The sequence below is a fragment of the Thermococcus prieurii genome (genome assembly GCF_054657655.1).
The window spans coordinates 420,735-445,485 of the sequence record NZ_BAAHYH010000002.1 but is presented as its reverse complement, the minus strand read 5'-3'; the positions used below and the strand labels follow the sequence as shown (position 1 = coordinate 445,485).

The following is a 24,751-nucleotide window of genomic DNA, read 5'->3' as shown; positions in this document are numbered from 1 at the left end:
CCCTTCCAACTCCAGAGGGGTGAGAGAATGAAGTTCCTCGTCAAGACCCAGCGCGACATGGAGGCCGTTGCCGGCAACTACATCAGGGAGGCAATCCCCGATGCAGAGGTCTGGATTGCACCGATGGGCTACACGGGATTGGTTTTAGTTGAAGCCGATGAAAATGCCCTTGAAAAGCTCCTTGAGATTCCTGAGGTCGAGAGGGTGATTCCTGTTCTCGTCGAGACCGAGGCCGACCTCGATAAGATAGCCGAGAGCGCCGAGAAGATTGCACACCTCATCGGCGAGAACGAGACCTACGCCGTCAAAACCAAGAGGCGCGGGAAGCACGACTTCTCAAGCATAGATGTGAACCGGGTTCTCGGGGCCAAAATCAAGGAGCTCACCAACGCCGACGTGAACCTCAGCTGGCCCGACAAGGTCGTTCAGGTCGAGATAATTGGTGACAAAGCTTACATCTCCGTCCTTCCGGGAGAGGAGTACAGGAAGTACACTCCAGACAAGATTGACGCGAGGAAGCTCTTCAGGAAGCTAACGATAGTCCAGATGCCCTACTGGGGTGACTACAAGGCCTGCAGGAAGTTCGGTGAGAAGATTGGCAGAGCGGCACAGGCCTTCGAGGTCAAGGAGCTCATAATAGCGCCCAAGGAGAAGATGGACGCCTTCGAGCTGATGGAGTTCATGAGGGGCGTCAAAGCCGGCCAGGAGAGCCGTTACAAGATACAGCGCGAGGCCTATCCCTGGAAGGTGGAGAAAGTTCCCGTCTCGCTCTGGGACCTCTACCAGGTGATTCGCGACAAGAGGAGAAACAAGAGACTGCTCATAATCACAGACCCGAAGGGGCCGACCCTGGCAGAGGTCAAAGATAAGCTCGCCAGGGACATGCACCACGCGAGGGAGGTGGTTGTCTTCATCGGCTCGCGCGAGGGAATCCCGCGCGGTCTGTTCCGGTTCGCAGATTACGTCGTCGATTTGGCCCCGTACATGACCTTTGCCACCGAGCACGGCATCCCGGCGACGCTCGTTTCCCTCTGGGAGGTTTACGAAGAGTTTCTGAGGGAGAACGAGAAGGGGGAGTGACCCCTTTCCTTTTTCTGGCGTCAGACCCTAAGGTCGTCCTCACCGCTCGGGAATCCGCCGTAGTCATCATCCGCCGTCCCGAGTTCTGGAGAAGAGGTTCTTAAAACTCACGAAAGGAGATAGAATATTCCCGCTCCAATCAGGCCCCCCATCAGGGCGGCGAGGAAGTTCGTCGAGTTGTTGTCGGTGAGTCCTCTGTTCTCAAGAGTCGCCCCTATGAGGCTGTCGAGGTTAACCCCTACGAAACCACCGAGCACAACTGCCAAGAGCATCTGAGTTTTGTGGGCCGTCAGCGGGAGGGCAAAGAGCGCTATCACCAGGCAACCAAGAAGTGCGAAGAGCTCGCCGGCGAGTGAGATTGCGCCGTTGGTTCCCGGCTTTGCAGGTTTAAGGTTTGTGATGAGCCTTGGCTTTCTGCCAAAGACCTTTCCAAGCTCGCTCGCGAGGGTGTCGCCGTTAACGGTCGCTATCGCCGAGAAGGTCGCCGCCCAAAATGTGTCCATCATTGAGAGCTTCTCTAGGACGAGGAAGAGAACCACCGCGAGACCGTTGCCAATCACGTTGCCCCAGCTCCGTATGCCCCCGTTGGACTGGGCAACGCCCTTCTTCCGTTTTTCATCGTAGCGATATTTGGTTGCTAAAACACCAAGGACCACGAAAGCGAGGAGCGCGAGGAAAGGATAGATGCCACCGAGTTCGATGACAGCCAATCCAAGGAGGGCCGCCGAAAAGGCACCCTTTCCGTCGAGGGCACCCACTTTGTAGGACCCAGCGCCAAGCACTGCCACGACTGCAACGTCAGTGATGAGCCTTTCGAGCATCCCTGACACCTGGGGGTAGTTTTAGGGTTGGCTTATTAAAGTTTCCATGCATCAATGTGAAGAAAAAGAGTTCAGAGAGCCTCGAACTTGACAACGTCCGTGACGAACGTGATGTCTATATGGTCTATCCCGGGTACCTTCTTCATTATATCGGAGACTATTTTCTCGAGTTCTTTCATGTCCTTGGGGCCGATAACGTGGAGTATTAGGTTGTGGGAGCCGATTGCCCTTTCAATTATCTTTATGTTGTCGTCTTCTTTTAGTGCCTCGATGATTTCATCAAGGTTAACGTCGGGTTTAACACTAACACCGAGAATGACATGAATGTAACCGAGAGCATCGTAGTTGGGAATGACTGTGTACTTGAGTATAACCCCGTTGCGTTCGAGCCTGTTCATCCTCCTCGAAATCCTCTGCCTAGTCGTGCCGAGAAGCTCGGCAAGCTCTTTGTAAGTAAGACGGGCGTTCTTGGCAAGCAACTTCAAAATCCTAATGTCGATGGCGGTTATTTTATCGCTCATCTACTCACCTCCGGCTTTATTTACTTAGAGAGTTTCTCAACTCCTATAAAAATATTTCGTTCTGTGTGGTATTTCAGGCCATTGGGTTATTCGAAAACGCTTGTAGTTCCCCACTACTTGGGAGATATATAGAACAAAATGTTAAAGACATGCCGTATTACTTGGGAAAAATTTACTTGGTTTTCGAACCCCCTGATTTGACGTCCCTGGCCCGGTATTTCGCAACGCTCACCTTTAGTGCTTCCTCGGCGTTAATCCCGTAGTAGTTGGCTATGCAGAGGAGCGCGAAGAGAACATCCCCCAGTTCTTCCTCCAGCTCTCCCTTGCCATGGCTCCCTTTTATGCCTTCGTGGGCGAGCATAGCGTTGGCCAGCTCCCCAACTTCCTCAGTCAGTGCTGCCAGCATTTCAAAGGGTTTCCAATAGCCCCCAAGCTCGTTTATAAGTTCATCTACGAGCTTCTGCCACTCATTCACCGAGGAGTTCCCCCCTGACCTTGGCTAGGTAATCCTCGAGGATGTCCTTTCTCGTTCTGTAAAACCTCATCCTTCCCTCTTTCCTCTCCTCGACGAGACCAAGGGATTTGAGCGTTCTGAGGTGATGGCTTATAAGGGTCTGGTCCTGCTCGAGTGCCTCGGAAATTAGGCAGACACACAGCCACTGGTCGCGAAGGAGCTTTAAAATGGCCAGTCTGATGGGGTTCGAAAGAACCTTGAGAAACTTCACAGCTTCTTCTTTAACTTCGGGCTCTATCTCAGCATCGAGCTCTGGGATTCCACACTTCTCAACGCACCGCATAACCGTCTTTTTCTGCCTTTCATCGAGCTTTTCAAAGAGTTCCCCGACTTTCACGAACATCACCAGGGGTAATAACGACTCCCGGATTAATAAAACTTTTCATATGAAATCAATCAACAATCTCAATTGGCAGTTCACGACCATCGCTTGAGTAGGCCCTCACGTTCTCTTCCGTGAAGGGCCAGGCTATTATGAGATGAACCCCGCCGAACTTCGAGAAGAACTCCAAATCACCCTCGGACGGCCACGGAGCCGGGCTCGGGTGCGAGTGAACCGTCCCCTTGATGCTCTCGTCGTAGGGGAGCATCCACGTGTCGAAGAATATGCTCCTTGGCCCTGCGTGGGGGTTCGGGGCTATCAGAACCTCCTCGAAGATTCCATCCTTCTCCCTCAGGAAACCAGCGAACTCGTTGGGATACGCGCTCCTCGCGAGCTGAAGGAGATACTCGAAGAGCTCGCGCCTAATCCTTACCTTCATGCTTCCACCTCAAAAGGGAAAGAATCAGAGGACGGCAATGCACTCAATCTCGACCTTGACGCCCTTGGGCAGGTTGGCCACTTCAACGACCGCCCTGGCGGGCTTCGCCTTTGAGAAAAACCTCTCGTAGACCTCGTTGAACTTGGGATAGTCTTTGATGTCGCTGAGGAATGCGGTAACCTTGACCACGTTCTCAGCGCTTCCACCGGCCTCTTCAACTATCGCCAGCATGTTCCTTATGGCCCTCTCGGCCTGCTCCTCGATGGTTTCGCCCACTATCTCCCCGGTCTCGGGGTCAATCGGTATCTGGCCGGAAACGAACAGGAACTTTCCGCCCTCGACCAGTATCGCCTGGCTGTAGGGCCCTATCGGCTTGGGGGCCTTCTCCGTGTAGACAACCTTCTTCTCCATCTCAATCACCTCCGTCAGCGAAGCGAAGATTCCTCATCGTTTCCTCGGGTGTCCTCGGCCTCATCATCCTTTCTTTTCGAGGTACTTCTCGAGGGATTTGGCGGGAACGTCAAGGTTGAGGCCTATCTTCTCGAGCGCTATTCTGAGAGCATAGACCTTCGCGTGCTCTTCGAAGGGCTCGTCCGCGTAGAGTGAAGGCTCGAACGCCTCGTAAACCTCTATGACCTTTGGAATGTCCGACTTCTTGACCTTCTTGAAGGCCGAGAACTCCTCCTCGATTCCATCTACATCTATGTCCGCGTAAACGGGGAGCTTAAGGGTAACGGTTTCGTTTATGCTCGCGAGCAGTCTCGCCACGTCGAGCATCGGGGTCTTCTCGTCTATGATGAGCCTCTTGACGACTATCCAGCGCCCGTGCTTGGCTGTAAAGTTGACGTGCTCATCCTCGAAGGGGAACTCCACGTCAACGCCTTCGAGGATTCCTTCAGGGTAATCAATTGGAACGAGGGGCCTGAGCGTCTCCCTAACGAGGTAGGCCTTGGCCACGTCAACGAGTAGCTTTCTGAGCTTCTTATCGGTCTCGTTCACGAGGTTGCCGAGCTTCCTCGCGGTTCCTGGGGACTTGAGGGCAACGACGGTATCGGCCAGCGAGTCCTTCCTGAGCTCCTCCGCGAGGGCCTTCACGCCCTCAACGTCTATTGCATCGCTCAGGTAGCCGCCAATCCTCGCGTTGACCGTGTTTGAAACTCCGGCCAAAAAGTGCGCTATCCCTTCGTTCTCCATATCGGTCAGCTTTTTGGCGACGCTCCAGTCGCGATGTTTGGCCGTGAACGCAACGTGCTCCTCAACCTTCATACTCTCACCTGATTTGAGTTCTCGTCCGGGCTTTTATCTTTTTCCACCGACGTCGAAAAAGGTTATAAATCGCCCGGTTCATTGGGTCTTAGAGATGAGAGAGGGAAAGGAGATGGGCGAGGAGGAGATGGTTAAGGAAAAACCCCTCCCGCGCGAGTACGGGGAAAATCTGAACCTCGGCGTCGAGTTTGAGACGACCGAGGAAATCAAGGTTCCCGAGAAACTCATAGACCAGGTCATTGGACAGGACCACGCAGTCGAGGTCATAAAAACGGCAGCAACTCAGAGGAGGCACGTTCTCCTAATCGGCGAACCGGGAACGGGCAAGTCAATGCTCGGCCAGGCGATGGCGGAGCTCCTTCCGACGGAGAACCTCGAGGACATTCTCGTTTTCCCAAACCCGGAAGACGAGAACATGCCCAAAATCAAGACCGTTCCGGCCTGTCAGGGGAGGCGGATAGTCGAGAAGTACCGTGAGAAGGCAAAGAGCCAGGAGAGCATGAAGTCCTACATACTGCTCTTCGTCATGTTCACCGTCATGTTCGCCCTCTTCCTGCAGTTCACGGCAACGACGCTCCTCATGGGAATCTTCGTCATAATCCTCACCATGATGGCGCTCTCGAACATGCGCTTCAGGAACACCGTCCTCGTTCCCAAGCTCCTCGTTGACAACTGCGGAAGGACCAAGGCCCCGTTCATAGACGCAACGGGAGCGCACGCCGGTGCACTGCTTGGAGACGTAAGACATGACCCGTTCCAGTCCGGAGGCCTTGGAACCCCCGCTCACGAGCGCGTTGAGCCGGGAATGATACACCGCGCCCACAAGGGCGTCCTGTTCATAGACGAGATAGCCACGCTGACCCTCAAGATGCAACAGAGCCTCCTCACCGCGATGCAGGAGAAGAAGTTCCCGATTACGGGCCAGAGCGAGCTCTCAAGCGGTGCAATGGTGAGGACCGAGCCGGTTCCCTGTGACTTCATACTGGTTGCCGCTGGAAACCTCGACACGATAGAGAAGATGCACCCCGCACTCCGCTCGAGGATTAGGGGCTACGGTTATGAGGTTTACATGAGAACCACGATGCCGGACACGATAGAGAACAGGAGAAAGCTCGTCCAGTTCGTTGCCCAGGAGGTAAAGCGCGACGGCAAGATTCCGCACTTCACCCGCGAGGCCGTCGAGGAAATCGTTCGCGAAGCCCAGAAGAGGGCCGGCAGAAAGGGCCACCTAACGTTACGCCTCCGCGACCTCGGCGGTATAGTGAGGGCCGCCGGAGACATCGCGATAAAGAAGGGCAAGAAGATTGTCGAGCGCGAGGACGTTCTCGAGGCCCTCAAGCTCGCGAAGCCCCTCGAAAAGCAACTCGCGGACTGGTACATCGAGAGGAAGAAGGAGTACCAGGTCATAAAGAGCGAGGGAAGCGAAATCGGGCGCGTCAACGGCTTGGCAGTTATCGGCGAGGAGAGCGGTATCGTCCTGCCGATTGAGGCCGTTGTTGCCCCAGCCGCGAGCAAGGAGGAAGGAAAGATAATCGTCACAGGAAAGCTCGGAGAGATAGCGAAGGAGGCCGTTCAGAACGTCTCGGCCATAATCAAGCGCTACAAGGGAGAGGACATCAGCAGGTACGATATTCATGTCCAGTTCCTCCAGACCTACGAGGGCGTCGAAGGTGACTCCGCGAGCATAAGCGTTGCCACCGCCGTCATCTCAGCCCTTGAGAACATTCCGATAAGGCAGGCCGTTGCCATGACCGGCTCGCTCAGCGTCCGCGGTGAGGTCCTGCCGATAGGCGGTGCGACGCCGAAGATTGAAGCTGCCATAGAGGCCGGCATAAAGAAGGTCATAATCCCCAAGGCCAATGAGAAGGACGTCTTCCTGAGCCCGGACAAGGCCGAGAAAATAGAGATTTACCCGGTCGAGCGGATTGACGAGGTGCTTGAGATAGCCCTCGAGGACTCGCCGGCCAAGGACGAGCTCCTCAGGAAGATTCGCGAGACCCTTCCGCTCGCCCACTGAGCGGTCTTTTCTAATTTTCGTTTCTCCCCCTCTTGGAATTCACATCCGTGTCCAGTAATGCTTAAAAAACGTCCCATCTACGTTACCCACGGGGGTGAGCTAATGCTCAAAGTTGAGAACCTTCACGTGAACGTTGAGGACAAGGAGATACTCAAGGGGGTCAACCTCGAGATTAAACCCGGCGAGTTCCACGTCATAATGGGACCCAACGGGAGCGGGAAATCAACGCTCGCCTTAACCATAGCGGGTCATCCAAAGTACGAGGTCAGGGACGGAAGGATTCTCTTCGAGGGCGAGGACATAACCGGACTCGGCCCGGACGAGAGGGCCAAGCGCGGGATTCTGCTGGCCTTCCAGGTTCCGCCCGAGGTCGAGGGCGTTAGGATAATCGACTTCCTCCAGCAGGTTCTGGTTGAACTCAAGGGACTCGACCCGGTGGAGGCCTACGACCTTATAGTTGAGAAGGCGAAGGAGCTGTGGTTCAAAGAGGAGGATTTGCACCGCTACGTGAACGTCGGCTTCTCCGGCGGCGAGAGGAAGAGGCTCGAGCTCCTCCAGGCGGTTCTCATTGAGCCGAAGCTCCTGATTCTGGACGAGCCCGACAGCGGTGTTGACGTTGACTCGCTCAGCGTAATCAGCAGGAAGATTGAGGAGCTCCACGAGAGGGGAACCGCGATACTCCTGATAACCCACTACGGCAGAATCCTCGAGCACATCGACAAAAACAGAATCACAGCCCACGTCATGAAGGACGGCAGGATTGTGAGGACCGGCGGGGGAGAGCTCGTCGACAGGATAGACAGGGAAGGCTTCGCCGGAATCTTTGAGGAGGTGGGAGCATGACGGAAACGATAACCATGAGCGATGCAAAGGCTATAATCGAGAACCAGATTGAGGAGCTCGCGAAGAGGAACAAAGAGCCAGAGTGGATGACCAGGCTCAGGTACAAGGCGCTGGAGGCGTTCGAGAAGGCCCCGCTGAACGACCCGGTCATAAGCGAGGAGGAACTGCTCCAGTTCATAGCGAAGCCCGAAATCGAGGGCCTGCCCGAGAACATCGAGAGCCTCGACGACCTACCACCTGAGATGAAGGCTCTCCTTGACAGGCTTGGAATCAGCGAGGTCGAGCAGAAGTACATAGCCGGCTTAGCGGTTCAGACCGACACCGGGGTCATCTACAACCAGTTCCTTCAGGAGTGGGCCAAGAAGGGCCTGATAGTCCTTCCGACGGAGGAGGCGGTGAGAAAGTATCCCGACCTCGTCAAGGAGCACTTCCTCAAGCTCTTCCGCGTTGACGAGAGCAAGCTTACGGCCTACCATACGGCGGTCTGGAACGGCGGAATCTTCCTCTACGTCAAGGAGGGCCTCAAGGTCCCGTTCCCGCTCCACCTGTTCTTCCTGATTCAGGAGAGCGCACTGGCCCAGGCACCGCACATAATCATAATCGCCGAGAAAAACACGGAGTTCCATCTCATAGAGGGCTGTACGGCCCCGATACTCGTCAAGCACTCGCTCCACCTCGACATGACGGAGGCGTACTTCCATGAGGGAGCGAAGGGCCAGCTGACCGTCCTGCAGAACTGGCCGGAGTACGTCCACACGAGGCCCATGACGAGGGCAAAGATAGGAAAGGGGGCGCGCTTCATCAACACCACCGTCGGCCTCGGAACCGGAAGGAGCAACGTCGCAAATCCGAAGTACTGGGTGGAAGAGAACGGCTACGTCGAACTGAACGGCATTCTTCTCGGCCAGAAGGACTGGTTCGTGGACCTTGGGGGCGAGATGTACCTCCAGGGCAAGGGCGCCGGGGGAATAAACGCGAGCAAGGCCGTCATAATGGACGAGAGCACGGTTATAACGCGCGGAATCATAAGGGCTGAGGCGCCAAAGACGAAGGGGCACATAAGCTGTGACGCCCTGCTCCTCAGCGACAGGGCCACGATGGAGACCTACCCTGGCCTCGTCAGCAAGGTTGACGACGCCGAGCTGAGCCACGAGGCAGCGATAGGCAAGATACGCGAGGAGGAGCTGTTCTACCTCATGAGCAGGGGACTCGACGAGGAGAAGGCGACACAGCTCATAGTCAAGGGCTTCCTCGAACCGATGCTCAAGGACATTCCGATGGAGTTCCTCGTCGAGATAAGGAAGATAATAGAGCTAGCAGTCAGCGGGGGCATGTGAGCCCCAACCTTTGGTTTTAAATGAAAATTTTTCAAAGTATTTTTAAATCTGGCTTTCCTTTTTAAACCCGGTGGTCCCATGAACCCGATGGAGAAAGCCTTTGAAGAGGCCATGAAAAACCCCAAACTCCGGAAGAAACTGCGAGTGAAGGCCTTCCTCTCGCTCCTGCTCCTCGTAGGGTTCCTCGGGGTGGTCTTCATAACAATCGGCACGATGGCGGCGAGCAAGAACGGAACGTTCCTCGGAATGACTCACCTGGACTTTCTCAAGCTGCGCGCCCGCTACGGTCTCTTTATGATGGTCCTAATAACAGTCCACATAATCATGAACAGGAGCATAATGCGGAGGGAGTTGCAACTCCTCTTTGGCTGATTCGTTTAATTTTTATCAAACTTCATACGTTTTTTCAGGGGCACTTGACATCGAGCCAGTGATTAGTTACCAAGAAAATGGTTTCATTTTACAAAAGATTTTTAAAAGGGCATGACACTCGTCATAACCGGTGGTAGGGATGGCAGGAAACGGAAAGAGGATAGTCAAGACGAAGGCAATAATATCGTCGATACTGATAGCCCTCTACGTTGGAGCAGTGTTCCTGACGATATCGAGCGCAATCGCTGCCCACAGGGGAAGCTTCCTCGGCGAGCCCGCTAAGAAACTCCTCCAGCTCCACGTGCACTACGGAATGGTCATGCTGGCCCTCATAGCAATCCACCTGTACCTGAACTGGGGAATGTTCAAGAACGAGCTGAAGGTTCTCAGGTCTTAATCCCCCGCTACAATTTTTTCAATGAGCTCAACGGCCCCTGGAACGGCTTTTTTGACCTCTTCACTGAGCTCGGTTCCAAGGTCAATCTCCTTCGCGACTATTCCAACAAAGTGAACCTCCGCCCGGGCAAGCCTCTCGTCGAGCTTCATGAGGAGCTTAAGGCCATCTATCGCCCCCATGAAGTGAGCGCTCCTTATCTCGGCCCTTAGCTTCTCAAAGACCTCCTCCCCTGTGAGGTGTATGACATCCCCTGGGTTGAACGTCTCGCTCAGAATCGCGTCAACGATTATAATCCTTTCCTCGCCGTTGTAGTGGCTTGATAGCATGAAGATGTCGGTTCCAACCTCAAGGACGTTGTAGCCCTTCTCGGCGAGGATTCTGCCAACCTTGAGCCCAACCCCGTCGTCTTTCATCAGCTCGTTTCCGAGGGCAAGTATAAGCGTTCTCATCTCCTCTCCCTGCATTAATTGCCACAGGGGTTTATGAGTCTTATCGAAACCCTTATATACTCTTTGTAGTAGTTACAATCGTCTCAAAATGAAAAAGGAGGGATGTTCCGATGATGAGAAAGATTGCACCGCTGTTTCTGGTGCTTGTTGTTTTCTCAGTGGGTTGCCTCGTCCAGACAGGTGGCAAGACCGCATCATCAAGCTTTACCCTCAACGTGACCTACACGCCGTTTAAAGTGCCCCTCAACGTGACGGTTGTCGCGATTAACGTGAGCGCTAACTTCATCGGCTACAAGAGCCTTGTCATAAACGATGTCTATCCGGCAGTACTGATAAAAGCGGGCCCGAATGTAAAGAACGTTTCCGCCTTCAGAATCTCGAAGGACGTTTACATGCTTCCTCTGTACCTGTTCAACAATTCCCTACGGACGTACTCCGCAACGGTGTGGCTCAATAACGGTTCCATTGCGATAGCGAACATAAAATTCTCGGGAACTCCAACAAAAGTCGTTGATATAGTCGTCAACTACGATGTCGAGAAGAATGGAACGCACTACGTTGTCAGGCCCATAGGTTGGTCCCTGAAAAGGATAACCCTCTGGAACGAGACCTTCAACGTAACGGTTGAACTGCCGGAGCCAATTCAAATCGTCAACGCCCCCACTGTTGAATTCAAGAACGGTACCTACATCCTGCCCGAGGTCTGCAAAACGACGAGCGGTGGAGTTACAGTAATCTACAGATACTCCATCGGCGAGATTCACATTGTCGGACCGATGGGAGATGCCTTCGTCGGGAAGATATACTTCCCCTGCGAGAAGATGGCGGAGAAGTGATTCAGGAAATCAGCTCAACTTTTTCTTTCTTTGCCGGTTCGAAGAAGTCCTCGTCGAGCGTAGCCAAGGCAAAGCCGTGCTCGATGCAGGTCGCGAGAATTAGTGCATCGTTCGGAAGCATGGCGTACTTTTTGATTAGCTCCATTGCTTTGAAGACCGTTCTCTGGGAGGATTCGATAAATCCAAAACCCTTCAGCGCCTTGAAAACGGCTCTAATCTCCGAAGGTAGTTTGTCCCTCCGTCCTTTGATGGTTCGGGGGGCGAGTTTTGAGAAGTAACCAAGAAGCAGGTATGTGACCTCGCTGAAAACAGTCTCCGTTATGTAAAGGGCAACCTCTTCGTTCTCAAATGACTCAAAGAGCTTAACCGCCCGTTCGTTGCCTTTGAAGTACTCCACAAGGAGAGAGCTATCAATCAGCAATTCCCTCGTAAATCTCCCTCTTGAGCTCTTTCCAGCTCTTGTCGGTTTTCATGATTCCCTTGAGCTTTTTCATGTTCTCAAACAGTTCGTCTTTGTGGGAAAGATACCAAGCCATGGCCTCGACGTCCTTTTTAAACGTCTCAGCGTACTTTTTGGGAACCTTCACCTGAATAACAACATCCACAATTTCTTCGGCCATGCTAACCCCCGATGAGTTCTATCTCCGACTCCCTATAAAAAATTTGAGAAGAGCTCAGAGCTTCGCGACGTGCACGGAACAGGAGATGCACGGGTCGTAAGCCCTTACCACCATCTCGGTGAGGAACTTAATCCTCTCGGGGTCGTCGTTGTAGTGCTTCTCGGCCATCATCCTGACGTGCTCCTCCATCATGGCGAGGTTGAAGGCCGTCGGGGTAATTATGTCCGCGTAGGCGACCTTTCCGTCCTTCACTTCGAGCGCGTAGACGAGGATTCCGCGCGGTGCCTCGGTCGTGCTGACGCCGAAGCCGTCCCTAACCTCTACCTCGTCCCTCGGCCTTATCGGCCACTTCGCGAGGGCCTCGTCGAGCAAATCGATTCCGCGCTCGATGAAGTAGACGAGTTCAAGGGCCTGAGCCAGGTTGTTGGCGAAGGGGTTCGTTGGGCGGAGGAGCTCCCTGTGGCTTTCGTAAAGCTCCCTAGCCCTACCGTAGAGGAGTGAAGCGTTGTTGACGACGCGCGAGATGGCACCGACCATGAAGGGCTTTCCGTGGTAGTGGGAGTGCTTGGCGAAGCTGTGCTCAACTACGAACTCCCTTATGTGCTCCTTGTAGTCCTCGCTCGGGAACTCGTTTCCGTCGCTGGCCTTTATGTAGTCGCCGTAGATTCCATAAACATCGTTCCTCGGCTTCACGGCGAGGTGCGTTATCGGCCCCTCAACCTCTTTGTACTGCTCAAGCTTGGCGAAGAGCTCAAAGGTGTATTCGGCCTTCGGAAGGGCCTCCTTAAGTTTATCCTTCATCCTCTCGAGAGTTTCCCTGCCCGGAAGCTTTCCGAAACCACCGAGGACGACGTTCTCCTGGTGTATTGCCCTCGCACCGAGCTCGTCCATCATCCAGCTTCCGAGGTTCTTGAGGTCGAGCGCTATGCCTATCTCCTTCTTGTACTTATCGGCCATGTGGAGCGGTCCGGAGTAGCCGAGGTAGTCCGGCAGGACGAGGAGGTAGAGATGCAAAGCGTGGCTCTCAATCATGTCTCCTATGTAGAGAACCTCCCTCAGGGCCTGAATCTCCTCGCGCGGCTCAAAGTTTACCGCCTTCTCGGCCGCCTCCACGGCGGTGAGCTTGTGCGCGGCGGAGCAGAAGGAGCATATCCTCGGGTAAACCGCGAGGGCCTCGTCGAGCTTCTTGCCGATGGTTATGGCCTCGAAAAAGCGCGGCCCCTCTATGATGTTGAGCTTGACCTCCTTAACCCCATCGTCGCCGATGACTATCTCGACGCCACCCTTGCCCTCTACCCTTGCGATGTGGTCAACGGTGATTGGCAGGTAAACGTTCTTCATTGGCTCTCCCCTCCGAAGATTTTCTCAACCATCTCTTCCAGCTTCGGGTTATGGGCGTTGAAAATCTTCATTCTCTCGAGGATTTCCTCCTTGGTTAGGCCCTTCTCCTTGAAGACCCTCGCGAGGGAGTCTAACCAGGCAACGTCGTAGCCTATCGCCCCCCTGCAACCGATGCACGCTATTCCAAAGCCCGGACACCTCGCGTCACATCCGGCCCTCGTTATCGGACCGAGGCAGGGCTCACCCTTCTCGAAGAGCACGCACGGGTTACCCTTCAGCCTGCACTCGAGGCAGACCGGGTAGTCTATATCTTCTGGCCACGAGCCGACGAGGAACGTTCCGAGGGCGTAGAGGAAGTCCTTCTTCTCCGGCGGACAGCCGTAGATGTTGTAGTCAACTTTGATGTACTTCGAGACGGGCTCGGCCATCTTGGGCTGGAACTTGACCTTTCCGTCGCCGTAAACGGTCTTCCAGAGCTCCTCAAGGGGCTTGTCCTTCTCCCAGCTCTGAACCCCGCCCTGAACGGCACAGGAACCGACGGCCACCACTATCTTCGCGTTCTCGCGGATTCTCTTGACGAGCTCAACCTCTTCCTCAGTCGAGACGCTACCCTCGATGAACGCGATATCGACGGGCTCGTCCTCGACGCTGTTCCTGTCGAGCATGTACCAGCAGACTATCTCAGCCCGGGGAAGGAGCTTGAGCAGTTCGTCCATCATCGCCAGCTGGAGCTGACAGCCGTAACAGCTCGTTAGAGCGTAAAATCCAATCCTAACTTTCTTCTCCTCCATCGCCACCACCTCAGTCCAGCAGGCCGGGCGTTGATATTATGTCGAAGTAGCCGAAGACGGGGCCATCTTTGCAGATGTACTTCCAGCTCGTGCTCGTTCCGGCAACGCAGTGGCCACACTTCCCTATTCCGCACTTCATCTTCCTCTCCAGCGTCACGTAGATGTTCTCCGGGCGGTAGCCGTAGTTGATGAGTGACTCGAAGACAGACTTGTACATCCTCGGCGGACCGCAGATAGCCACTGCCGTCTTCTTCGGGTTGGTGTTGGCCTCGACTATGAACTTCTGGGGCCTTCCGTGCCTTCCTGGCCAGTCGGGGTCGCGCGTAACGCTCTGGATTATCTTGACGTTCTCGGCCTCGGCCAAATCCTTCATGGCTTCGAGCTCCTTGTAGAAGAGCAGGTCCTTGCCGTAGCGGGCGGTGTTGATGAAGGTTATGTTGCCGTACTTCCAGCGGTTGTCCATGGCGTAGAGGAAGACGCTCCTCAGCGGTGCCGTTCCGAGACCCGCTGCTATGAGGAGTAAGTCCATGCCCTCCCAGTCGTCAACGGGGAAGCCGTTGCCGTAGGGACCGCGGACGAGAACTGTATCGCCTGGCTGGAGCCTGTGGACGACGGTGGTGACCCTTCCAGCTTTTCTTATGCACAGCTCGAAGAAGCCCCTCCTCATCGGCGAGGAGCAGATGCTTATCGGGACCTCACCAACTCCTGGTATAGTTAGCTGGACGAACTGGCCGGGTTTGAACGTCCAAGTCTCGGCTATCTCGGGGTCCTCAAAGCGGAAGAGGAAGAGCTTCTCCGTATCGGTGAGCTTGTAAACCCTAAGGACTTTAGCCCTGTGGAGGGCGTAGGGGTTATCGTCGGGCATCATAATCTCCTTGGGAACGACCTCGCTCATACGTCCTCACCCCTTATGTTTTCGGCGTAGGCGAACCCCTTCTTCGGTATCTCCTCGGCTATCTTCGCCGGACAGGAGCGCTCCTCAAGGCCGAGGATGACGCGCAGGTTGCGAACGAAGCTTATGCCGGCGGGACAGAACGCAGTACAGCGACCGCAACCGACGCAGAAGCTTAACCCGAGCTTCTCGTTGTAGGAGTTCTTACAGAGGTAGCGGTTCATGAAGCGGTCCTTCTTCGTCGGCCTGAAGTTGTGGCCTCCGGCAACGAGGCCGTGGCTCCTGAACTGGCAGGAATCCCAGCGCCTCTCGCGGTAGCCGGTTACGCCGTCGAGGTTGACTATGTCCTGCACCTCGTAGCAACGGCAGGTCGGGCAGGTCGTGTTGCATATTCCACAGGCGAGGCACTTTTCGCTCTCTTCCTCCCACATCGGGTGCTCCATCTCAAGCTCGAGCAGGTAGCGCAGGTCTCCCCAGTCCTCGTGATACTTGAAAGCCTCGCTCCTCTTCCTCTCGAACTCCCTGAAGGCGCAGATGTCCTGGGTGGTGACCTCCTCGAAGAGCTTGATGTTCTTGTCAACTATCCTGTGACCCTTGGGCGAGCCAACCCTGACCAGCCAGCCGTCGGGGAGCTCGTGGAAGAACAGGTCGAAGCCGTCATCGGCGAAGTCCGTCTCGCGGAGGTTGCAGAAGCAGTACTCGTCCGGCATACAGCTGATTCCTATTATGATTCCCTTCTCCCTGCGAACCTTGTAGTACTTGTCGGGGAGCTCGTCGAGGTAAACGGTGTCGAGTATCTTGAGGCCGAAGATGTCGCAGGCGTGAACGCCGAAGAGCACGAATGGCTCGACGTCCTCGATGGTCTCCCTGTACTCCGGCTTGCTGAGGTCGAACTCGAAGAGCTTCTCCCTCGGCTTGAAGAAGAACTTCTTCGGGGGCATTATCGTTCTCGTGTAGTGGAATTCCACCTTCCTGACGTCGTCAACTTCGCGGAAGTCGTAGAACTTCTCCGATATCTTGACCGGGGCGTAGAGCTTGCCCCACTCCTTGAGCCTTTCAAGGAAGGCGTAGGTGTTTTCCCTTGGCAGTTTAACGTATCTCAACCCCACCACCTCCGATGAACATAAACATACACACGACCATTTTTGTTCCCTCAATAGGGACTTACCCGGAGCCTAAAAAAGCGTTTTTAAACCCGAGAATTCTAAACCAAAGGTTTACATCGTTTGTTTAGCCTAACGAGAGAAGAAAACAAAAGTGCTTTAGCTTAGACGCGTGCACCAGAAAGCTTTTTATTAGGCTGTCCGAACGAATGCCGGTGTGGGAGATGAAGACCCGAACGCTCGCTGCAATCGCGCTCATCCTGCTGGTTCAGCCTCACGTTCTCGCCCTTCAGCCGTCTCATCTCTGGAGCTACTCCGATACCTGCGCCGTGTTCTCGATGGCAATCAACGGGAACGGGATAATCGGCCTCGCCTTTGGCTACTACGCGGAGCTTTTGAGTCCCAACGGAAAACTCCTCTGGAAAGCGCCGACGCGCGGAATAGCGTACTCCTCGGCGCTCTCCGGGGGTGGTATCCTCCTAATCGGAACCGAAGGCAGGTGGCTTCAGGCTTTCAAGGACGGAAAAGTTCTCTGGGAGAAGGAACTGAAAAACGCCGTCGTTAGCGTTTCAATCTCACCCGATGGTAGTATTGCCGTCGCCGGTGACGCTTCGGGGTGGGTTTATCTGTTCCGAAACGGAAAGCTCGCATGGGAAAAGCGCGTTGGGAACTACACCTGGAGCGTTTTGCTTCAGAACGATACTGTTTTTGTTGGGTCCGATTCGGGGCTCTACTCCTTCTCGGTCTCTGGGAAACTCCTGTGGCGCGATAATCCCGGTCCAGTAAGGAAAGTCCTAACGGCCAAAAATGAAGTTTTAGCCCTCGTTGTTCCCCAGTCGGAGTCGTGGAGTGAGGTTGTTGCTTATTCCCTCGATGGAAAGGTTCTCTGGGAGAAGAAATTCAACGGCTACGCGAGGGCCATCTCAACCGACGGAAAGAGCGTCGCGGTTGCGGGAAACTTCGGCAACGTTACCCTGCTCGACCTCGAAGGAGAGGCTATCTACTCAGTCCCGCTGATTGGTTACGCCTACGACATCGCAACGATGAATAACTACACGGTTGTCAGTTACGGAAAGACCGCTGAGCTGATTTCTCCGAACGGAACCGTTGTTTGGTTCGAACGCTTCAACGGAACGGCCTACCATGTCGCGTCCTCGCCGAGGGGCTACTTCCTCACCGAGTACGGCTCCCACGACGTCCAGAACTGCTACAGCGTCATAGAGGCGTGGGCCCTTGTGGGGGTCTCACCGACAACGCCCGCAACCCAAACCTCAACCCGGGAAGGCTTCGGCTTCAACCCCTACCTCGGGGTCATTCTCATCTTGGCTGTCGTTCTCATGGGGGTCCTGCTATGGCGGAAGCGGTCGTAGCCAACAACCTCGTCAAGCGCTACGGCGATTTCGAAGCCGTGAAAGGAATCAGCTTCAAGGTCAGGAAGGGAGAGGCTTTCGCATTGCTCGGCCCCAACGGGGCGGGAAAGACAACCACCGTTAGAATGCTGACGACCCTGACCTCAATAACCTCCGGTGAGGCCTACGTGAACGGCTTCAACGTCAAGACCGAGAGGCTCGCGGTGAGGCGCTCGATAGGCCTCGTTCCGGACGTTTCAAACCTCTACGACGAGCTGACCGTCAGGGAAAACCTGCTCTTCATGGCAAAGCTCTACGACGCTCCCCGCGAGAGGGTCGATGAGCTGATAAGGGAGTTCGAGCTTCCTGCCGATAAGAAGTTCGGCAGGCTGAGCACGGGCTTCAAGAGAAGGGTCACGATAGCCTCGGCCCTCGTCCACGAGCCGAAAGTGCTCTTCCTCGACGAGCCGACGAACGGCCTGGACGTTCACTCCGCGAGGGCCGTTAGGGCCTTAATCCGCGCCCTGAACAGGCGGGGAATGACGGTTTTCATAACGACCCACAACATGGTTGAGGCCGAGACGATTCCCCAGAGGATAGCTATAATGAGAGACGGAAGGATAGTCGCCGAGGGCAAGAGGAACGAGCTCGCGAAGCTGGTTGGGAGAAAAACCGTCGTCAGGCTCTCCGTCGAACCCCTGAGCTCTTCCCTTATGAGGGCCCTTGAACGCTACAATCCTTCCTTCGAGGAGGGGAAGCTCGTCTTCGAGGTTGATGATGTTGATGGCTTTCTGGAGGAGCTGTGCTCTCTCAAGTCTGAGCTCGGCTTTAGGGTTGCCTCCCTGTGCACCGAGATTCCCGGAATTGAAGACGTTTTCGTCGAGCTGACCAAGTGCCCGTGTGGGGGGTGTCCCCTTTGAAGGTTCTAACAATAGCGGAGAAAGAGCTGAGGGAGTACCTGCTGAAACCCGGTTCAATAAGCTGGGGCGTCGTTTTTCCGCTCGTCTTCACGCTGGCCTTTGCGGTGCGCTTCGGCGACGTTGACCACCTTGCGCCCGGCCTTCTTTCCATCTCGGTCCTCTTCGGCACGACGTCATTTGTTTCCTCTTCAGTAATCTTCGAGAGAAGGTTGAGAACGTTTGAGAGGCTCCTCGTTGCGCCCGTGAGCTACCTTGAGATTGTCCTCGCAAAGGTTCTGACCGGTTCCCTCTTCGGGCTCTTCGTCGGCCTCGTGAGCCTGCTCTTCCTGCGGTTTTTCATGATATATCCAATCTGGAGCATTCCTCTCCTCGCGGTCTATCTGGTTCTCTCGGCCGTCGTCTTCTCCGCCCTCGGCCTCTACGTTTCCCTCGTCGTTGAAAACCCGATAAACGCGATGACGTGGCTCAACCTAATAAGACTGCCCATGATGTTCACGAGCGGGGCGATAGTTTCGCTCCTCCTCTTCCCGAAGTGGTTTCTGGTTATTGGCCTGCTCACCCCGATGACATACTCCGTTGACGGCTTGCGCTTCGCGATGCTCCACTACTACGACGTCGTTAATCCCCTCTATTCACTCCTCGTCCTGCTCCTGCTTGCGATGGTCTTCGTTTACCTCTCGGTCACGAGGATTGAGCGCCTTTACTGAACCTGAGGGCGAAGAACAGGATTACCATGAAGATGGTTATGTACTCGCTCCAGACGAAGGGGACAATGCCAATAACGCCGAGCGTGAAGATTACCGCGAGGATTATCACGATGACGAGTAGAACTCTGTAGACGGTTTTCCTCTCCATGCCATCACCGGAAAAGAAAAGGGAACGGAGCTTAAAAATCAGCCGGTCGCGTTTGCCGTCGTGTTGGTGGAGCAGACGAGGGGCTGCGGCTGGTACTTGAAGAGCTCGGGGTGAAGCAGTTCTGCCATCTCTTTGATTGCCAGCACAATCCTCGGGCTGGGTCTCTGGAAGACGTTGGGGTCGCTCACGGTGTAGACCCTTCCGTCCTTTGCCGCCTTTATCGTCGAGAGCGGGCCGGAGCAGAATATCTTCGGGTCAACATAGGCCGAGGCTATAATCACGACGTCGGGGTTCCTCGCCACTATCTCCTCGGCGCTGACCGCTTTCCAGCCGGTAACGTCCTCGAAGGCGTTCTTACCGCCGGCAATCTGGATTATGCCCTCGGCGAAGGTGTCCTTTCCGGCTATCCAGTAACCGTTGTAGGTGCTGACGAGGTACATCACGCTCGGCCTGCTCGCGTTGGCGACGAGACCCTCGATGTAGCTTATCTGGGCCTTCATCTCCGCCACGACGAGGGAAGCCTGCTCCTCCCTGTTGAGAATCTTTCCGAGGAGCTTAACCTGCTGGTAGATTCCGTCGATGCTCTTCGGGTCAACGATTACCACAGGTGCAATCTTCTCGAGGTCCTCAAGGAAGCCCTGCTTGTAGAAGACTGCGCTGTCGGCTATAATCAGGTCTGGCTTGAGCTTTGCAATCTCCTCAAGGTTCGCGTAGGCTCCGTAGCCACCGACCTTGGTGATGTTCTTAACGGCTGGAGGCCAGTCTGCGTACTTCGTGACACCGACGAGCCTGTCGCCGGCTCCGAGGTAGAATATCGTCTCGGTGATGCTCGGGGCGAGTGAGACAATCCTCTGGGGCTCCTTCGGGATTGTAACGGTCCTGTTGGCCATGTCCTTAATCGTGAGCGGATAACTTGTCTTAAAGGCATCGGGGTGGAGGATTCTTGCCATGGTCTCGATTCCGCGGATGAGCCTCGGACTCGGGTGGATGAGGTCGTTCTCGTTCTTAATCATGTAAACATGGCCGTTCTTCACCGCGTTGGTTCCAGCGAAGAGCTTGTAAGCCTGCTCGACAGTCATGCCACAGTGGGGGGTGAGTATTATGACGTCCGGGTTCCTCGCGATGACCTCCTCAAGGCTCACCTGTGCCCATCCCTTGGTGTCATTGAAGATGTTAACTCCACCGGCGATGCTGATGACGTCGCTTATGAAGGTGTTTCCGCCGGCGGTCATAAGGGGCTTGTTCCAGACGACGTAGAAGACCTTAACCTTCGGCTGGTCCTTCATGAGCTCCTTCATTGCATTGACCTTGGCGTTGAACTCGTCGATGACCTCTTTGGCCGTATCCTCCCTGTTGAAGACCTTGCCGAGAAGCTCTATGGCCTGGGGTATCTGGTCGAGGCTCTTTGGGGCAACGATTATAACCGGCGCAATCTTCTCAAGGCTCTCAAGGTAGCCCTTCTTGTAGAGGACGGCGTTATCGGCTATAATAAGGTCTGGTTTGAGGCTTGCTATCTTCTCAAGGCTTGCGTAGGCTCCGTAGCCACCGACGGAGGTTATGTTCTTGACCGCTGGAGGCCAGTCCTCGTAGCCGGTATCTCCGACGACCCTGTTGAGCAGGCCGAGGTAGTAGAGGTCCTCGGTTATGGCCGGTGCAAGGGAAACAACGCGTTTGGGCTCCTCTTTGATTGTGACCGTCCTGTTCGCGAAGTCCTTGACCGTTATCGGGTAGTAGCTCTTCTCCATCTGGGTCGTGCTTGAAGTCGTCGTTGAGGTCGAGGTTTTGGGGCTCGTCGTTGAGCTGGTTGGTGTAGCTGTGGTCGAGGGAGATGAGGTTGAGCTCGTGCTCTCATTTGAGGCGATACAGCCCGCCGCTACAACGGCCCCAAGCAAAAGCAGGACGACGAAGAGTGCGGTTCTCTTCATGGTTATCACCTGGACGTTTTGTCCGGATTAAATGTCCAGGGATGTTGAGAAGGAGGGGTTTTTAAAGTTGTGGGGGGACTCAAGTCCGGCCGACTCTGAAGAGGTCAACCCTCGTGATGATTCCGACTATCTTGCCCTCCCTGTTTTGGACGAGAACCGCCGGGTTGTCCTCGAGGAGGTATTTAACGACCTCCAAATCCTCGTCCTCGTTAACTATCGGGAAGGGCTCCTCCATTACCTCCATGACCTTGCAATCGTAGATGTCCTCGTATTCGAGGCTCTGCCTCACGAGGGTTCTCTCCGTTACAGAGCCAACCACCTTGTTTCCAGAAACGACGGGAATCTGGGAGATGTTGTGCTCGTTCATCAGCTTGATGACCTTCTCAACCTTCTCATAGGGCTTGACGAAGATTACCGGCGATGACATAACGTCCCTCGCCCGGGGCTGGGCCTTCTTGCACTCGAGAAGGGCCTGGAGAATTCGATTCAGTGTTGAGAGCCTCGGGTCAACTTTGCCGGCCTCGAGCTTCGCTATGTAAGCCTGCGTTACGCCGGCTTTTCTGGCGAGCTCCTCCTGCGTTATGCCGAGCTCCTTTCGAATTCGCTTGATTTCCCTGGGGTCAATCGGCCGGGGGATGACCACCATAAATAACCACCGGTTATTAAACCGGCTAAGGGGTTATAAGCCTTCCTCAGAAGGGCGTCGAATTGTGGGCCGGGCACAGAGGCCCGCGCTCATTCGCTCACGCGGGTGGATGCTCCCGGCCCTGTGGGCTCGGCGTGAGCACGCTCCGCTCATCGAACCCGACTACCTCGCGGAGGCGGGAAAACCGAGCCCGTGCGAGGAGACGAGTTGTCCCCTCGCTGTCGGCGATGAAAAATTAGGAAGGGGGACTTAAAAGCTTTAGCCGATGGATATGAGAATCACGCCGAGGACCGCTAAGATAAGTCCCTCAAATATCCTCGCGTTCGGCTTCTCCTTCAGCAGGAAAACCGCGAGCAGGGACGCTATTATCGGGTTTATCGCCGAGACGGGAGCGGCTATCGGCGAGCCGACGAGAGAAACCGAGTAGACGAAGAGGTACTGTCCAAGGATTAGGCCGAGAACCGCCGCACCGACGAGAACGAGGGCTTCCCTCCTGCTTATCTTCCTTACCTCCTCCCTGTACCTCGGGAGGAAGACCGAGACACCGAGGGCCGCGAAGACCATCCTAACTCCCGCCAGCTGGAGCGATGGTATGCTCTTCGTCAGGTAGTCCATTATCGTTATGGCGACGCTCCACGAGATTGGGGCCACGAAGGCGAAGATGAAACCGAGCCTATCCGCGTGCTCCTCTTCTTCGGCCCTCTTGACGATTATTATCGCCAGAACGACGAGAACCGCCCCGATGATTACGTGGGGCTTAACAGTTCTGCCGAGGAAGAGCATCGCCCACAGGATTGCCCAGAGCGGGTATGTTGAGGTTATGGGCACGGTCCTTGAGACGCCCATCCTCTTTAGGGCGTTGAAGTAGAAGTAGTCACCTATGACGAAGCCGAACTGGGCGGATATGAAGGCAAGGATGAGCAACCTTGCGGGGAGCTTAAAGACGCTCATGTTTCCGGTGAGCGCGAAGATGAGCAGGAAGAGCGTTGAGGCAACGTAGAGCCTGAATATGTTGGCCCCTATGGGGGAGAGCCTTCTAAGCCCTACCCTGACGAGTATGGTTGATGAGGCCCATGAGAAGGCCGACGCGAGGGCGAGGAGGACTCCAAGGATTAGCGTTTGCATGGTTCTCGCTCACGGTGAAGCCTTAAAAAATTAGCGCTTTAACGTTTAGATGAAAGTATGAAAAAGGCCTTAATAATCACGCGCCAACTATCGGCGATGATGACCTCGGCAGGGCTGACGTCAGGATGATGACGATCTTGAGTGCTGAAAATAGAAAGGTCAGCGGAGAATTACGTTAACGTTCCTTGGCCTTATTGCAACGCTGTATTCGCTTGAGACATCGCGGATTATCCTGTGTATTGTTTCGGTTATGTCCTTCTTTATCCTATCGTCGGAGACGCCGGAGTAGGCGCCGAAAAGACCACCGACACTTTCCTTGACGAAAGAGGCCTCGATATCAACGTAGACCGTAGAGCCCTGAATCTCGTGGTTGAGCTTGAGCCACTTGAAGGTGACCCTGGGGATGAGTTTGAGCTCGGCATGAACCCTGTTTTTGAGGGCTTCTATCGCCGGTTCTATCCTGCTTCTCAGCAGGGTCTCCTCGGCCTCCTTCTTTTTCACTTCAGTTAACGGGGCAAGCTCGTCTATTCCTGCCTCCTTTAGGAGCTTTTCAACTTCCTTCTCAAGGAGTTCCTTCTTGGCTAGTATCTCGGCTGCCTTTCCACTTGCCACGGGCTTCTTTGTGGACACCTGCCTGGTTATTGGCTTTTCCACCAGCTCGAGCTCAACGTTATGAACCGTGATGTAGCGGTTTATTGAGCTTGATAGCTGTTTGGCGTGTCTGCTGAGGATTGTCCTGATGGTCTTCTCCGTCGTGGGCTTATCGAAGGGACTCTCGACGGCTATTGAAAGGTTTATTTCGAGCTCCCTTCTCCCCTTCACGTCAAAGTACGCCTTGTTAACCTTAATTCCCGCTGTTTCAAGCTCTTTAACGACGGTTCTCGCGAAGTTGCTGAAGTACGGCCAGACGTCTTCAAGGACCGAAAGCTGAATCCTTCCATCCTTCGTTACGGCTCCTGTCTTCTTCTTGTCCTTCTCGACTATCTCCTGTGGCCTTGCCTCCTCGCCGTTGAGGACCACGCTTATGTCCCTGAGTATGGGCTTGTACTCGGCCTCTCTGAGGATTATGGGCGCGTGCTTGCTGACGATGTGGAACAGTCTCTTCTCGGCTATCTCGAGGCTTCTCTTGTCCGTGCTCTCCGAGCTTCCGTAAACGTGGACGTTAAGGTAAACCACGCCCTCACCAACGTTTGCGTCAAACTCTATCCTGTTTATTGAAACGCCCCTTATCCTACCGGCCTCTTTGATTATGTTCTCTGCGTACTTCTTGAAGGCTTCCTCTGGGAGTCTCCCACCTACGAAATTAACCACAACTTCGGGCTCACCGCTCTTGGTGGGCTTTGCTGGGGGCTTCTGGACTGGAGCCTGCTGTGGGACGGGTTCCTCTGAAGTTTTTTGAGGAGTTTGGGGCGCGGGTGCCCTTTCAGGTTCTTTCTTCTTTAGCTTCTCCTCTGGCACTGGCTGTTGTTTGGGGACCTCAATCTTGGGTGGTTGGGTTGCTCCGCCTGAGAAGAATTCATCTAGGGGTATTTTTGGAGTCTCGGAGTAAACGTCAAGGTTCTCGGCTATTGAGAGCTTCATTTCAATCTCGTCGAGGGAGTAAACGTCAACGACCATCGGCCTGCCGAGCAGGGATTTTAGAAGGTTGACGGCGTCCTCTCCAACTAGCGTTTGCTTATTGTCAACCACAAGGCATTCTACGGCCAGCACCTTTGAGCTGTCGAAGAGAACCGTTACGTAGTACTTGGCGTTCTTGTCCTTGGCGAATATTTTAAGGAAGGCTCCCTTGCCCTCACTGAGGGCTTTCTTCACTAGTTCGGTGAGCTCGCCCGCCGACGTCACTACGGCGTTCTCGACGAGCGGTGCCTTGTCCGGTAGCTGCATCTCCACCACCATTAGCTATATATATCTCTATCCGCTTAAAGAACTCGGAAGGAATTCACGGCTTAGTATATCAAAGCCCCTATTTA

Annotated in this window: 30 protein-coding genes; 11 read left to right on the top strand and 19 right to left on the bottom strand. The window is 54.7% G+C overall.

The window, feature by feature from the left end; translation table 11 throughout:
- Positions 1–27 precede the first annotated feature (27 nt).
- The gene (locus ACYQ04_RS05605) at positions 28–1,080 is read left to right on the top strand and encodes an SPOUT family RNA methylase (protein ID WP_460127978.1); all 1,053 of its coding nucleotides are present in this window, start codon (positions 28–30) and stop codon (positions 1,078–1,080) included.
- Positions 1,081–1,187: 107 nt separating this feature from the next.
- Here the strand turns inward: ACYQ04_RS05605 and ACYQ04_RS05600 are convergent, their stop codons facing one another.
- The 7 genes from ACYQ04_RS05600 to ACYQ04_RS05570 all read right to left on the bottom strand — a co-directional run bounded on the left by ACYQ04_RS05600 (position 1,188) and on the right by ACYQ04_RS05570 (position 4,963).
- Positions 1,188–1,901 (bottom strand): DUF92 domain-containing protein, encoded by a 714-nt coding sequence (locus tag ACYQ04_RS05600; protein WP_460129929.1) that lies wholly within the window; start codon positions 1,899–1,901, stop codon positions 1,188–1,190.
- Positions 1,902–1,972: 71 nt separating this feature from the next.
- Positions 1,973–2,422 carry an Lrp/AsnC family transcriptional regulator gene (locus ACYQ04_RS05595; protein ID WP_099210519.1) on the bottom strand — a complete coding sequence of 150 codons (450 nt, stop codon included), beginning with the start codon at positions 2,420–2,422 and terminating at the stop codon, positions 1,973–1,975.
- 172 nt (positions 2,423–2,594) lie between these two features.
- A complete protein-coding gene (locus tag ACYQ04_RS05590; protein ID WP_460127975.1) occupies positions 2,595–2,897 on the bottom strand; it encodes a nucleotide pyrophosphohydrolase in 303 nt (100 codons plus the stop codon).
- Entirely contained in the window at positions 2,890–3,273 is a 384-nt protein-coding gene (locus tag ACYQ04_RS05585) for an ArsR/SmtB family transcription factor (RefSeq protein ID WP_099210521.1), read from the bottom strand. Before ACYQ04_RS05585 ends, ACYQ04_RS05590 begins: the two co-directional genes overlap by 8 nt.
- 55 nt (positions 3,274–3,328) lie before the next feature.
- Positions 3,329–3,697 carry a Mov34/MPN/PAD-1 family protein gene (locus ACYQ04_RS05580; RefSeq protein ID WP_460127972.1) on the bottom strand — a complete coding sequence of 123 codons (369 nt, stop codon included), beginning with the start codon at positions 3,695–3,697 and terminating at the stop codon, positions 3,329–3,331.
- A 24-nt stretch (positions 3,698–3,721) separates the two neighbouring features.
- A complete protein-coding gene (locus ACYQ04_RS05575; protein ID WP_460127971.1) occupies positions 3,722–4,108 on the bottom strand; it encodes a RidA family protein in 387 nt (128 codons plus the stop codon).
- 63 nt (positions 4,109–4,171) lie between these two features.
- The gene (locus tag ACYQ04_RS05570) at positions 4,172–4,963 is read right to left on the bottom strand and encodes a DUF2666 domain-containing protein (protein WP_460127969.1); all 792 of its coding nucleotides are present in this window, start codon (positions 4,961–4,963) and stop codon (positions 4,172–4,174) included.
- A 112-nt stretch (positions 4,964–5,075) separates the two neighbouring features.
- On the opposite strand from ACYQ04_RS05570, the gene lonB reads away from it, so the two are divergent.
- From lonB to ACYQ04_RS05545, 5 genes are all read left to right on the top strand, one after another.
- Positions 5,076–6,980, top strand: coding sequence for an ATP-dependent protease LonB (gene lonB / locus ACYQ04_RS05565; RefSeq protein WP_460129927.1), 1,905 nt, complete (start codon positions 5,076–5,078; stop codon positions 6,978–6,980).
- 102 nt (positions 6,981–7,082) lie between these two features.
- Positions 7,083–7,823: a Fe-S cluster assembly ATPase SufC gene (sufC, locus tag ACYQ04_RS05560; protein ID WP_460127966.1), complete on the top strand. Its 741-nt coding sequence runs from the start codon at positions 7,083–7,085 to the stop codon at positions 7,821–7,823.
- The gene (gene smsB, locus ACYQ04_RS05555) at positions 7,820–9,160 is read left to right on the top strand and encodes an SUF-like minimal system protein SmsB (RefSeq protein WP_460127964.1); all 1,341 of its coding nucleotides are present in this window, start codon (positions 7,820–7,822) and stop codon (positions 9,158–9,160) included. The genes sufC and smsB overlap by 4 nt, the downstream gene beginning before the upstream one ends.
- A gap of 78 nt (positions 9,161–9,238) precedes the next feature.
- Positions 9,239–9,532 (top strand): hypothetical protein, encoded by a 294-nt coding sequence (locus ACYQ04_RS05550; RefSeq protein WP_460127962.1) that lies wholly within the window; start codon positions 9,239–9,241, stop codon positions 9,530–9,532.
- Positions 9,533–9,662: 130 nt separating this feature from the next.
- Complete coding sequence (locus tag ACYQ04_RS05545) at positions 9,663–9,929, top strand: hypothetical protein (RefSeq protein ID WP_145955375.1); 267 nt, start codon at positions 9,663–9,665, stop codon at positions 9,927–9,929.
- Here the strand turns inward: ACYQ04_RS05545 and ACYQ04_RS05540 are convergent.
- Positions 9,926–10,378: a hydrogenase maturation protease gene (locus tag ACYQ04_RS05540; RefSeq protein WP_460127960.1), complete on the bottom strand. Its 453-nt coding sequence runs from the start codon at positions 10,376–10,378 to the stop codon at positions 9,926–9,928. The genes ACYQ04_RS05545 and ACYQ04_RS05540 overlap by 4 nt on opposite strands.
- 110 nt (positions 10,379–10,488) lie before the next feature.
- On the opposite strand from ACYQ04_RS05540, the gene ACYQ04_RS05535 reads away from it, so the two are divergent.
- Complete coding sequence (locus tag ACYQ04_RS05535) at positions 10,489–11,214, top strand: hypothetical protein (protein ID WP_460127958.1); 726 nt, start codon at positions 10,489–10,491, stop codon at positions 11,212–11,214.
- Between the two features lies 1 nt (position 11,215).
- Here ACYQ04_RS05535 and ACYQ04_RS05530 read toward each other — a convergent pair whose 3' ends face one another.
- The 6 genes from ACYQ04_RS05530 to hydB are packed head-to-tail and all read right to left on the bottom strand — an operon-like array spanning position 11,216 to position 15,961.
- Positions 11,216–11,635, bottom strand: coding sequence for a type II toxin-antitoxin system VapC family toxin (locus ACYQ04_RS05530; protein ID WP_460127956.1), 420 nt, complete (start codon positions 11,633–11,635; stop codon positions 11,216–11,218).
- Positions 11,625–11,834, bottom strand: coding sequence for a hypothetical protein (locus ACYQ04_RS05525; RefSeq protein WP_099210542.1), 210 nt, complete (start codon positions 11,832–11,834; stop codon positions 11,625–11,627). Before ACYQ04_RS05525 ends, ACYQ04_RS05530 begins: the two co-directional genes overlap by 11 nt.
- Before the next feature lie 54 nt (positions 11,835–11,888).
- On the bottom strand, positions 11,889–13,175 hold the full coding sequence (hydA, locus tag ACYQ04_RS05520; RefSeq protein ID WP_460127954.1) for an NADPH-dependent hydrogenase/sulfhydrogenase 1 subunit alpha: 1,287 nt from the start codon (positions 13,173–13,175) through the stop codon (positions 11,889–11,891).
- Entirely contained in the window at positions 13,172–13,966 is a 795-nt protein-coding gene (hydD, locus tag ACYQ04_RS05515) for an NADPH-dependent hydrogenase/sulfhydrogenase 1 subunit delta (RefSeq protein ID WP_460129925.1), read from the bottom strand. The genes hydA and hydD overlap by 4 nt, the downstream gene beginning before the upstream one ends.
- Positions 13,967–13,976: 10 nt before the next feature.
- Entirely contained in the window at positions 13,977–14,861 is an 885-nt protein-coding gene (hydG, locus tag ACYQ04_RS05510) for an NADPH-dependent hydrogenase/sulfhydrogenase 1 subunit gamma (protein WP_460127952.1), read from the bottom strand.
- On the bottom strand, positions 14,858–15,961 hold the full coding sequence (gene hydB, locus ACYQ04_RS05505; protein WP_460129923.1) for an NADPH-dependent hydrogenase/sulfhydrogenase 1 subunit beta: 1,104 nt from the start codon (positions 15,959–15,961) through the stop codon (positions 14,858–14,860). Before hydB ends, hydG begins: the two co-directional genes overlap by 4 nt.
- A 224-nt stretch (positions 15,962–16,185) precedes the next feature.
- On the opposite strand from hydB, the gene ACYQ04_RS05500 reads away from it, so the two are divergent.
- The 3 genes from ACYQ04_RS05500 to ACYQ04_RS05490 are packed head-to-tail and all read left to right on the top strand — an operon-like array spanning position 16,186 to position 18,937.
- Complete coding sequence (locus ACYQ04_RS05500) at positions 16,186–17,331, top strand: DUF5711 family protein (RefSeq protein ID WP_460129921.1); 1,146 nt, start codon at positions 16,186–16,188, stop codon at positions 17,329–17,331.
- Positions 17,313–18,230: an ABC transporter ATP-binding protein gene (locus ACYQ04_RS05495; RefSeq protein ID WP_460127950.1), complete on the top strand. Its 918-nt coding sequence runs from the start codon at positions 17,313–17,315 to the stop codon at positions 18,228–18,230. Before ACYQ04_RS05500 ends, ACYQ04_RS05495 begins: the two co-directional genes overlap by 19 nt.
- Positions 18,218–18,937: an ABC transporter permease gene (locus tag ACYQ04_RS05490; protein WP_460127949.1), complete on the top strand. Its 720-nt coding sequence runs from the start codon at positions 18,218–18,220 to the stop codon at positions 18,935–18,937. The genes ACYQ04_RS05495 and ACYQ04_RS05490 overlap by 13 nt, the downstream gene beginning before the upstream one ends.
- Here ACYQ04_RS05490 and ACYQ04_RS05485 read toward each other — a convergent pair.
- The 3 genes from ACYQ04_RS05485 to ACYQ04_RS05475 all read right to left on the bottom strand — a co-directional run bounded on the left by ACYQ04_RS05485 (position 18,912) and on the right by ACYQ04_RS05475 (position 21,656).
- Positions 18,912–19,085, bottom strand: coding sequence for a hypothetical protein (locus ACYQ04_RS05485; RefSeq protein WP_460127947.1), 174 nt, complete (start codon positions 19,083–19,085; stop codon positions 18,912–18,914). The two genes, ACYQ04_RS05490 and ACYQ04_RS05485, sit on opposite strands and share 26 nt — an antisense overlap.
- Before the next feature lie 38 nt (positions 19,086–19,123).
- Positions 19,124–21,010 carry an ABC transporter substrate-binding protein gene (locus ACYQ04_RS05480; protein WP_460127945.1) on the bottom strand — a complete coding sequence of 629 codons (1,887 nt, stop codon included), beginning with the start codon at positions 21,008–21,010 and terminating at the stop codon, positions 19,124–19,126.
- Positions 21,011–21,089: 79 nt separating this feature from the next.
- The gene (locus ACYQ04_RS05475; protein WP_460127943.1) at positions 21,090–21,656 is read right to left on the bottom strand and encodes a CBS domain-containing protein; all 567 of its coding nucleotides are present in this window, start codon (positions 21,654–21,656) and stop codon (positions 21,090–21,092) included.
- A gap of 64 nt (positions 21,657–21,720) precedes the next feature.
- Between ACYQ04_RS05475 and ACYQ04_RS05470 the strand changes: the two genes are divergently transcribed.
- The gene (locus ACYQ04_RS05470) at positions 21,721–21,909 is read left to right on the top strand and encodes a hypothetical protein (RefSeq protein WP_460127941.1); all 189 of its coding nucleotides are present in this window, start codon (positions 21,721–21,723) and stop codon (positions 21,907–21,909) included.
- Positions 21,910–21,914: 5 nt separating this feature from the next.
- Here the strand turns inward: ACYQ04_RS05470 and ACYQ04_RS05465 are convergent, their stop codons facing one another.
- Positions 21,915–22,781: a DMT family transporter gene (locus ACYQ04_RS05465; RefSeq protein ID WP_460127939.1), complete on the bottom strand. Its 867-nt coding sequence runs from the start codon at positions 22,779–22,781 to the stop codon at positions 21,915–21,917.
- A gap of 159 nt (positions 22,782–22,940) precedes the next feature.
- Entirely contained in the window at positions 22,941–24,665 is a 1,725-nt protein-coding gene (locus ACYQ04_RS05460; protein ID WP_460129920.1) for a DUF2226 domain-containing protein, read from the bottom strand.
- Positions 24,666–24,751: the final 86 nt, after the last annotated feature.